At 44.5% G+C, this 6901-nt stretch carries 9 protein-coding genes and 1 pseudogene; 5 read left to right on the forward strand and 5 right to left on the reverse strand.

All coding sequences use genetic code 11. From position 1 onward, the window contains the following. Positions 1 to 135 precede the first annotated feature (135 nt). Both Q1M25_RS06995 and agrD read right to left on the reverse strand, forming a co-directional pair. Complete coding sequence (locus Q1M25_RS06995; protein WP_300483316.1) at positions 136 to 987, reverse strand: MBL fold metallo-hydrolase; 852 nt, start codon at positions 985 to 987, stop codon at positions 136 to 138. Between the two features lie 19 nt (positions 988 to 1006). Further along, positions 1007 to 1126 carry a cyclic lactone autoinducer peptide AgrD gene (gene agrD / locus Q1M25_RS09535; protein WP_367275824.1) on the reverse strand — a complete coding sequence of 40 codons (120 nt, stop codon included), beginning with the start codon at positions 1124 to 1126 and terminating at the stop codon, positions 1007 to 1009. Here agrD and Q1M25_RS07000 point away from each other — a divergent pair. From Q1M25_RS07000 to Q1M25_RS07010, 3 genes and pseudogenes are all read left to right on the forward strand, one after another. Next, positions 1085 to 2071: a GlxA family transcriptional regulator gene (locus Q1M25_RS07000; RefSeq protein ID WP_300483320.1), complete on the forward strand. Its 987-nt coding sequence runs from the start codon at positions 1085 to 1087 to the stop codon at positions 2069 to 2071. The genes agrD and Q1M25_RS07000 overlap by 42 nt on opposite strands. A gap of 151 nt (positions 2072 to 2222) precedes the next feature. Next, positions 2223 to 2462, forward strand: a pseudogene (locus Q1M25_RS07005) (transposase); the annotation flags it as partial. 253 nt (positions 2463 to 2715) lie between these two features. Further along, a complete protein-coding gene (locus Q1M25_RS07010; protein ID WP_300483322.1) occupies positions 2716 to 2850 on the forward strand; it encodes a hypothetical protein in 135 nt (44 codons plus the stop codon). 37 nt (positions 2851 to 2887) lie between these two features. Here the strand turns inward: Q1M25_RS07010 and Q1M25_RS07015 are convergent, their stop codons facing one another. From Q1M25_RS07015 to Q1M25_RS07025, 3 genes are all read right to left on the reverse strand, one after another. After that, positions 2888 to 3928: an LLM class flavin-dependent oxidoreductase gene (locus Q1M25_RS07015; RefSeq protein ID WP_300483325.1), complete on the reverse strand. Its 1041-nt coding sequence runs from the start codon at positions 3926 to 3928 to the stop codon at positions 2888 to 2890. A 135-nt stretch (positions 3929 to 4063) separates the two neighbouring features. Continuing rightward, a complete protein-coding gene (locus tag Q1M25_RS07020) occupies positions 4064 to 4630 on the reverse strand; it encodes a zinc-binding dehydrogenase (protein ID WP_300483328.1) in 567 nt (188 codons plus the stop codon). 46 nt (positions 4631 to 4676) lie between these two features. Then, the gene (locus Q1M25_RS07025; RefSeq protein WP_300483331.1) at positions 4677 to 4928 is read right to left on the reverse strand and encodes an alcohol dehydrogenase catalytic domain-containing protein; all 252 of its coding nucleotides are present in this window, start codon (positions 4926 to 4928) and stop codon (positions 4677 to 4679) included. A 114-nt stretch (positions 4929 to 5042) separates the two neighbouring features. Here Q1M25_RS07025 and Q1M25_RS07030 point away from each other — a divergent pair, with 114 nt between their 5' ends. Both Q1M25_RS07030 and Q1M25_RS07035 read left to right on the forward strand, forming a co-directional pair. After that, positions 5043 to 5417 (forward strand): LysR family transcriptional regulator, encoded by a 375-nt coding sequence (locus Q1M25_RS07030; RefSeq protein ID WP_300483334.1) that lies wholly within the window; start codon positions 5043 to 5045, stop codon positions 5415 to 5417. Between the two features lie 27 nt (positions 5418 to 5444). Further along, positions 5445 to 5945 (forward strand): LysR substrate-binding domain-containing protein, encoded by a 501-nt coding sequence (locus Q1M25_RS07035; protein WP_300483337.1) that lies wholly within the window; start codon positions 5445 to 5447, stop codon positions 5943 to 5945. Positions 5946 to 6901 lie beyond the last annotated feature (956 nt).

The following is a 6901-nucleotide window of genomic DNA, read 5'->3' on the forward strand; positions in this document are numbered from 1 at the left end:
GTTTCGATCGGGCAGTATTTGGAGAATAAAGCAAGAAATCAAAGGCCGTCTGAAAATTCAGACGGCTTTTTTATGTGAAAGTGCGGTCAGGTTTTCAGGTATTTTTACAAATTCTCTTTAAACGATGATCGCTTATCAATCTAGCCTCACAGTCTCTCCATCTTCCGGAACGTTCACACGACTTTCAATGCCTTGACCGCGTATAAATTTACGCATATCGGCGCGGCTGACGGCGGTATGATTCACGGTATCCATGTGTACGGTGATGATTTTGGCTTTAGGCATGACTTGGCTGGCTTTTAATACATCAGCCGTCCCCATAATAATGCCGTCTGAAATGCCTGAAATCAGCGCGTAGCCCGTGTTCATAATCAGATAATCGGGTTTGTAGCGGTTCAATGCTTTGTTTACATCTGCCGTCCACACAGTATCACCCATAATATAAGCGGTTTTATGTCCGCTGCTTTGGAATACCACACCCATTGCATCACCTAATATTTCGGCTAGCTGAGGGTTGGCATACATGGCTTCTGTACCATGTACGCCGCCGGTTTTGCTGATGGTTACGCCGTTGAAGACAGCGCTGCCGTTCAACACGCGTACATCAGTAAAGCCTTGGCTGTGGATTTTTGCCGCGTCGGCTTGGTGCTGCACATATACGGGCAGGTTTTTCGGAATGGAACGTGCGGCGGTTTCGTCCCAATGGTCTTCGTGAGTATGGGTAACGATGACTGCATCCACACCGTCCAAAATTTTATTCACGCTCATCGGCAGCCCGACCAGCGGCATTTTGGCTTGGCTGTTGAACGTGCCGGCAAAGCCGTTCATGGAGTGCTTGGGGGTAAAAAACGGGTCAATCAAAAACGTCTGCCCCGCATATTCGACCTTGGCAGTAGCGTTACGGATATGTTGGTATGAATCGGCTGCCCAAGCGGAAAAAGCTGTCGCGCCCAAAACAGTGGCAAGAATAAATTGCTTGAATTTCATGATGTTGCTCCTTAAAAAATCATGGAGCGTATTTTAAGTAGCAGGTGCATCGGCTAAAATAGGCAATATTGCCAATAAACGTAAGGATAGTGCCAAAATGTCGTCTGAAAACGAGCGTAACGAGTTTCGCCAAAATCAAACTGTCCCCAAAATCGTGCTATATGCTCAATCGGGCATGAATGATTTTGTCTTCAACATTCCCTTTTCTGTTTTTCAGACGACCTATCGGGACAATCCGCTCTTTGACCTGAAAATCTGTTCCGATGACAGCAAAGACGTTATTACGGCACTGGGCGCAAGCATTCCCGTACACGGCGGCTTGGATTTGACGGAAGAAGCCGACATCATCGTCATCGCAGGCTGGCGCAATATTGAAGAAGCCCCGACACCCGAGTTGAGCGCACATTTACAGAAAGCAGTACAACGTGGTGCACATATCACTGCCCTATGTTACGGCACTTACGCCCTTGCCTACACAGGACTTTTAGACGGCAGAACCGCCGCGACCCACTGGCTTGCCGAAGACGACTTTGTCCGCCGTTTCCCTAAAATTCATCTGGATACCAATCGCCTATATGCGGAAGACGGCAACTTTTTAACATCGGCAGGGGCGGCGGGTGGGCTGGATTGCTGTCTGTACCTCATCCGCAAAATCCACGGTGCAACCATTGCCAACGACCTTGCCCGTACCTTGGTTGCGGCACCACACCGCGAAGGCGGGCAGGCACAGTTTATCCACCGACCTGTCGAACGTCGTACCGCCGATGACAAAATCAATCACTTATTGGAAGAACTGCGCCAAAACCTTGCGACCCCATACCGCTTGGACGATTTAGCAAAAAAATTAGCCGTTTCCCGCCGAACCTTTATCCGCCATTTTTCTCAAGCAACAGGCATGAATTTCGGTGAGTGGCTCACAACAGAGCGGCTATGGCAGGCGCAGGATTTATTGGAAAATACGGATTTGCCGATAGAACGCATCGCCGAACAAAGCGGCTTCGGCAGCGCGGCAAACCTACGTTTGCAGTTCAAAGCCAAGTTTAAAATCAATCCGAATGCCTGGCGGAAAGTATTTGGCAGATAGCTCGCGTTAGTCAATCCAAAACACCTGCGTGCAGGCTGCTTTGGAGGTCATCTGAAAACCCAAAAAGCAGCCTGTACTTTTCAGACGGCCTCAACAGGTAAACCCTTCCCACCCTTACCCACACCAATAATTTCCATCTAATTTTCCCCACATAATGCGACAAGCCTGCCGCAACCGTCCGCTGGCGGAAGCTTAAACGAAGCGTAACCGATATTTGTCGAAGACCCGTTATGTGGTCGAACAAAGCTTCGGTACGTTACACCGTAAATTCCGCTATGCGCGGGCAGCCTATTTTGGTCTGCTCAAAGTGAGTGCGCAAAGCCATCTGAAGGCGATGTGTTTGAACCTGTTGAAAGTCGCCAACAGGCTAAGTGCGCCTGTTGCCGCCTAAAAGGCGGCCCGGGTGCCTGATTATCGGGTGTCCGGGGAGGATTAAGGGGGTATTTGAGTAGAATCAGTGGATATTTGAAACAAAAACAGCCGAAAACCTGTGTTTAGGTTTCGACTGTCGGGGGAAAAGGAATTTTGCAAAGGTCTCAGTCTATACATCTGTGCAAAGTGAACTGCAATCGGTGCTAGCTGGACGCTCTTGCTCTTATCTTATAAACAGCGTTTGTGATCCCTATTTGAAAAACGGCCGATTGGTGGAACTCTTCCCTGAAATTGAAAAACAAAAATGGCAGCTTTATTTATATCGACCATATCAAACGATTGTTGCCGAGCGAGTGGTGTGGGGGCATAACAAGTTGAAGGAGATTTTGGTGTCGAAAATGGTTTAGGCATAAAACATGGCGAGATGATCTCGCCATGTTTTTATCACGATTGCTTATCCACAATCGATTTTAACATCGTATAAGATTGGGCTTGTTTTTGTTCATCAAAAATATAGCTCACCGCCATAATTTCATCAAAATGTACCCGTTCACGCAGTTGCTTGAGTTGAAATTCCACACTTTCAGGACTACCAATAAGCGAACAAGCGGTCATTTGTTCCACTACCGCACGCTCTTGGTTGTAAATCGAGATTTCCTCGAAATCGACTGGGCCAAAGTGCGGTTTCTTTTGGGCGTGCATTTGGGCTTTCCAAACATCTTCCTCTGATGCCAAAGGCGGTTGTAAATTTTGTTGCGCGTTAGTGACCACATTTAAGAAAAATAGTGTTTGCGTCGTCGCGAGTTGTCTCGCTTCGTTATCGGTTTCTGCAACAATCGCGTTCACACCTAAGATGACATAAGGCTCAGCAAGATAGGTAGAAGGTTTGAAGTTTTTGCGATAAATCTCCACCGCTATTTCCATCATGCGTGGCGCAAAGTGTGAAGCAAATGCATAAGGCAAGCCAAGTTCTGCCGCAAGATAGGCACTTTCAGTGCTAGATCCTAAAATATAAAACGGTATATTCAAGCCGGCAGAAGGATATGCAGAAACCGGGTTAGAATCTTTAAAGTAACCGCGAAGTTCCGCAATTTCCGCAGGGAAATCCAGACTTTTTCGTCCTCGACGAAGTGCCGCAGCCGTTTGCATATCAGTTCCTGGCGCACGTCCTAAACCGAGTTCAACACGGTTTGGATAAAGCGTCTCCAGTGTGCCATATTGTTCGGCCACCACATAAGGCGAATGATTCGGTAACATCACGCCGCCCGAGCCAACGCGCAAGGTCTTCGTATTGGCTAGCGTATGTTGAATTAAAAGTGCGGTCGCTGAACTCACCAAATTTTTCATATTATGATGCTCAGCAATCCAATAGCGCTCAATGCCAATGCGCTCCGCGTGTTTTGCAAGATTCACCATCGAATCGACTGCTTGCAAATAAGTTTGCCCTTCACGAACAGGGGCAAGATTGAGAATGGAAAGTTTCATGGTGTTTCTCCTTATTGATTGAGCAAAGTGAAATCCAACATCACTTTCCCAATATGCGTACCTTTGTCCATTTCTATATGGGCTTTTGCTACGTCTTTAAAATCAAATACTTGATGAATAATCGGTTTGCCGATTTCACCATTGCCGAGTTTTTTCCCAGAGCTCGTTGCGTAAGGATTGGGTGATTTCTGCCTTTTCTAATTTGGTGCGGCTACGCATGGTTGAGCCAGTGATGTGGATACGTTTTAAGGCAATCGTCAATAAATCCACGTTTTCGGCGATGTTGCCGCCCATAAAGCCAATTAAAAATAATCGTCCGTTTTGGCGAAGACTGTCGATATTACCTGAGAAGTAGCTAGCACCAACCAAATCCAACACGGCATCTACGCCACCTTGTTGTTTTAGCACCTCCGCAAAGTTTTCGGTTTTGTAGTTAATTGGTGTGCCGCCGAGCTGACGGATGACGGCTGTTTTTTCTTCATTGCCCACAGTGGCAAAGGTTTCAATGCCTAAGCCTTTGGCAAGCGTGAGTGCGGTGATACCAATGCCACTCGTACCACCATGAACAAGTAAGCGTTCGCCTGATTTAACTTGTTGGTGCATAAATAAATTCACCCACACGGTGAACAAAGTTTCGGGCAATGCTGCAGCTTCAAGCAAAGAATAGCCTTTTGGAATCGGCAAGGCTTGCGTAGCAGGCACGATGCAATATTCAGCATAAGCACCACCATCGGTTAAGGCACAGACTTTATTCACCCGGTTTAAATGCCGTTACACCTTCTCCGATAGCAGCAACCGTTCCTGAAAGTTCTAAGCCCATAATGGGCGTAACCCCTTTCGGCATTGGGTATAAGCCTTGGCGTTGCATAATGTCGGGGCGATTGACGCCCGCATATGCGACTTTCACTAAAATCTCGCCCGCTTGTGGTTGGGGCATTTCCGTTTCTTCGATAAAAAGCACATCGGGCGTGCCTGTTGTTTTCATATTGATTTGTTGCATTTTTATTGGGTTTCCTCGATAAATAGGTCTTTATTGCCCCTTATTATACGAGGCTTTTTCTGACTGAAAAAATTAATAAAATAAGAATAAACTATTCTGAAAAAAGGAATAATAGTGAATAAACTAGAAGCCCTTCGCTATTTTTGCTCCGCTGCCGAAACCTTTTATTTTCGTGAAACCGCCCAGCGGCTCGCCGTTTCGCCTCAAGTCGTCACAAGAATGATCGCCGATCTCGAAGCCTTATTAGGTGAAAGTTTGTTCAAACGTAACACGCAAAACATCAAGCTCACTGAATTTGGCGAACAATTTTTGCCGAAAGCGACGCAATATTTGGCGGAAGGCGAACGGCTATTTGCTAAAAACAATGTAAAAGAAAAAGCAATGCAAGGTGTGGTGCGGATTACCCTGCCGCCAATGCCTTATAACGATGAAATTCTGTTTGAATTATTGACCGCACTTGAGCCCTACTCCGACATTGTGATTGATTAGCGGGTGGGAATTGATAAGCTCAAAAGTGTGGATGACCAAATTGACATTGGTTTGCGAATTTGCCAAGAACCTGAGCTGGATTGGGTGGCGCAGCATATCTGCACTTTTTCGGAAAAAATTGTCGCCTCCCCAACCTTGCTCAAGCGGTTAGATTTCCCTAAAGATTTGCAAGATTTAGCCCAAAATTATCCGCTGAGTGGTTTGATTAATCCTAAACTGAATCGCATTTGGCAATGGCAAATCAACGCTGAACAACGCTTTATGCCAAACCACACTATTTTCTTCGCTTCAGATGTGCAAAGTGAACTGCAATCGGTGCTAGCTGGACGCTCTTGCTCTTATCTTATAAACAGCGTTTGTGATCCCTATTTGAAAAACGGCCGATTGGTGGAACTCTTCCCTGAAATTGAAAAACAAAAATGGCAGCTTTATTTATACCGACCATATCAAACGATCGTTGCGGAGCGGGTAATGTGGGTGTATGATAGGCTAAAAGAGATTTTATTGGCGAAAATAGTTCAAGCATAAAAAATGGTGAGTTCATCTTGCCATTTTGTCTCACGATTGCTTATCCTCAACCGCTTTCAACATCATGTAGGATTGACTTTTTTGCTCATCAAAAATATAACTCCCCGCCATAATTTCATCAAAATGCACCTGATTTACGCAGTTGTTTGAGCAAGCCTAGCTTGGGTTGAGACCCAACAAACCGTTTCATTTTTCTAAAGCATCTGATTGATTAACCAAGCCTACCTACTGCTTTTTAGGGTTTCAGACGACCTCTTTAAACCATAAGGTCGTCTGAAAAGCAAAAAACAGTCCGCAACTTCATTAATTCAGTGGTAGAGTCATAGTAAAATTAAGCAGCTTAAAACCTATTGATTTTATACTAAAAATTGGAGTACTATGAGCACACTCTCTAGAGTATCATTAATTCTCATCTGACATATAGGAACAAAACAGCGGAATTTGTAGAAGAATAGGGAAAAGGAAATTAATTTATATTATGTTAAATTAATAATACTAGTATTTTAGCCTGTTAAATCCTGTTTCTTCTAGTTGTACAATCACTTACAGAATTCAAATATAAAAGGCCATCTGAAATTTTTCAGATGGCCTTTTTATCTATTGATACACACTAAATTCTCATGATAACGAATGGTTTTACGACGGTTTTGTTTCTTTTTTTCATGCTACCTATGTCCCCTAACGGATTTAGGACATCTTTTTGACCAACATCTTCTGTTCCACCTAAAGCATTAGCCAAAAAGTGCTTTTGCGTCCATTAATTCTTTTTGGTAATCATACCAAACATCCTGAGTTACCCAATAAATAAGTATTGTTAGAAACATTACGGCCGTCAGTGCCTGACCCTTTTGGGGATGGTTCAATAATCTATCTACCTTCCCTCCCCTGTTTGATTAAATCTAAAAACATTTCCATATTATTAAAAATTAGTTAGAATTTCATAAAATTATAAATAA

Origin of the sequence: uncultured Neisseria sp., from assembly GCF_951230505.1 — a bacterium.
Taxonomy (GTDB): Bacteria; Pseudomonadota; Gammaproteobacteria; order Burkholderiales; family Neisseriaceae; genus Neisseria.

Coding starts and splice junctions, on each gene's coding strand:
- Q1M25_RS06995 (WP_300483316.1), bottom strand. CDS start 987: ATGAAATTCAAGCAATTTATTCTTGCCACTGTTTTGGGCGCGACAGCT.
- Q1M25_RS07000 (WP_300483320.1), top strand. CDS start 1,085: ATGTCGTCTGAAAACGAGCGTAACGAGTTTCGCCAAAATCAAACTGTC.
- Q1M25_RS07015 (WP_300483325.1), bottom strand. CDS start 3,928: ATGAAACTTTCCATTCTCAATCTTGCCCCTGTTCGTGAAGGGCAAACT.
- Q1M25_RS07025 (WP_300483331.1), bottom strand. CDS start 4,928: ATGCAACAAATCAATATGAAAACAACAGGCACGCCCGATGTGCTTTTT.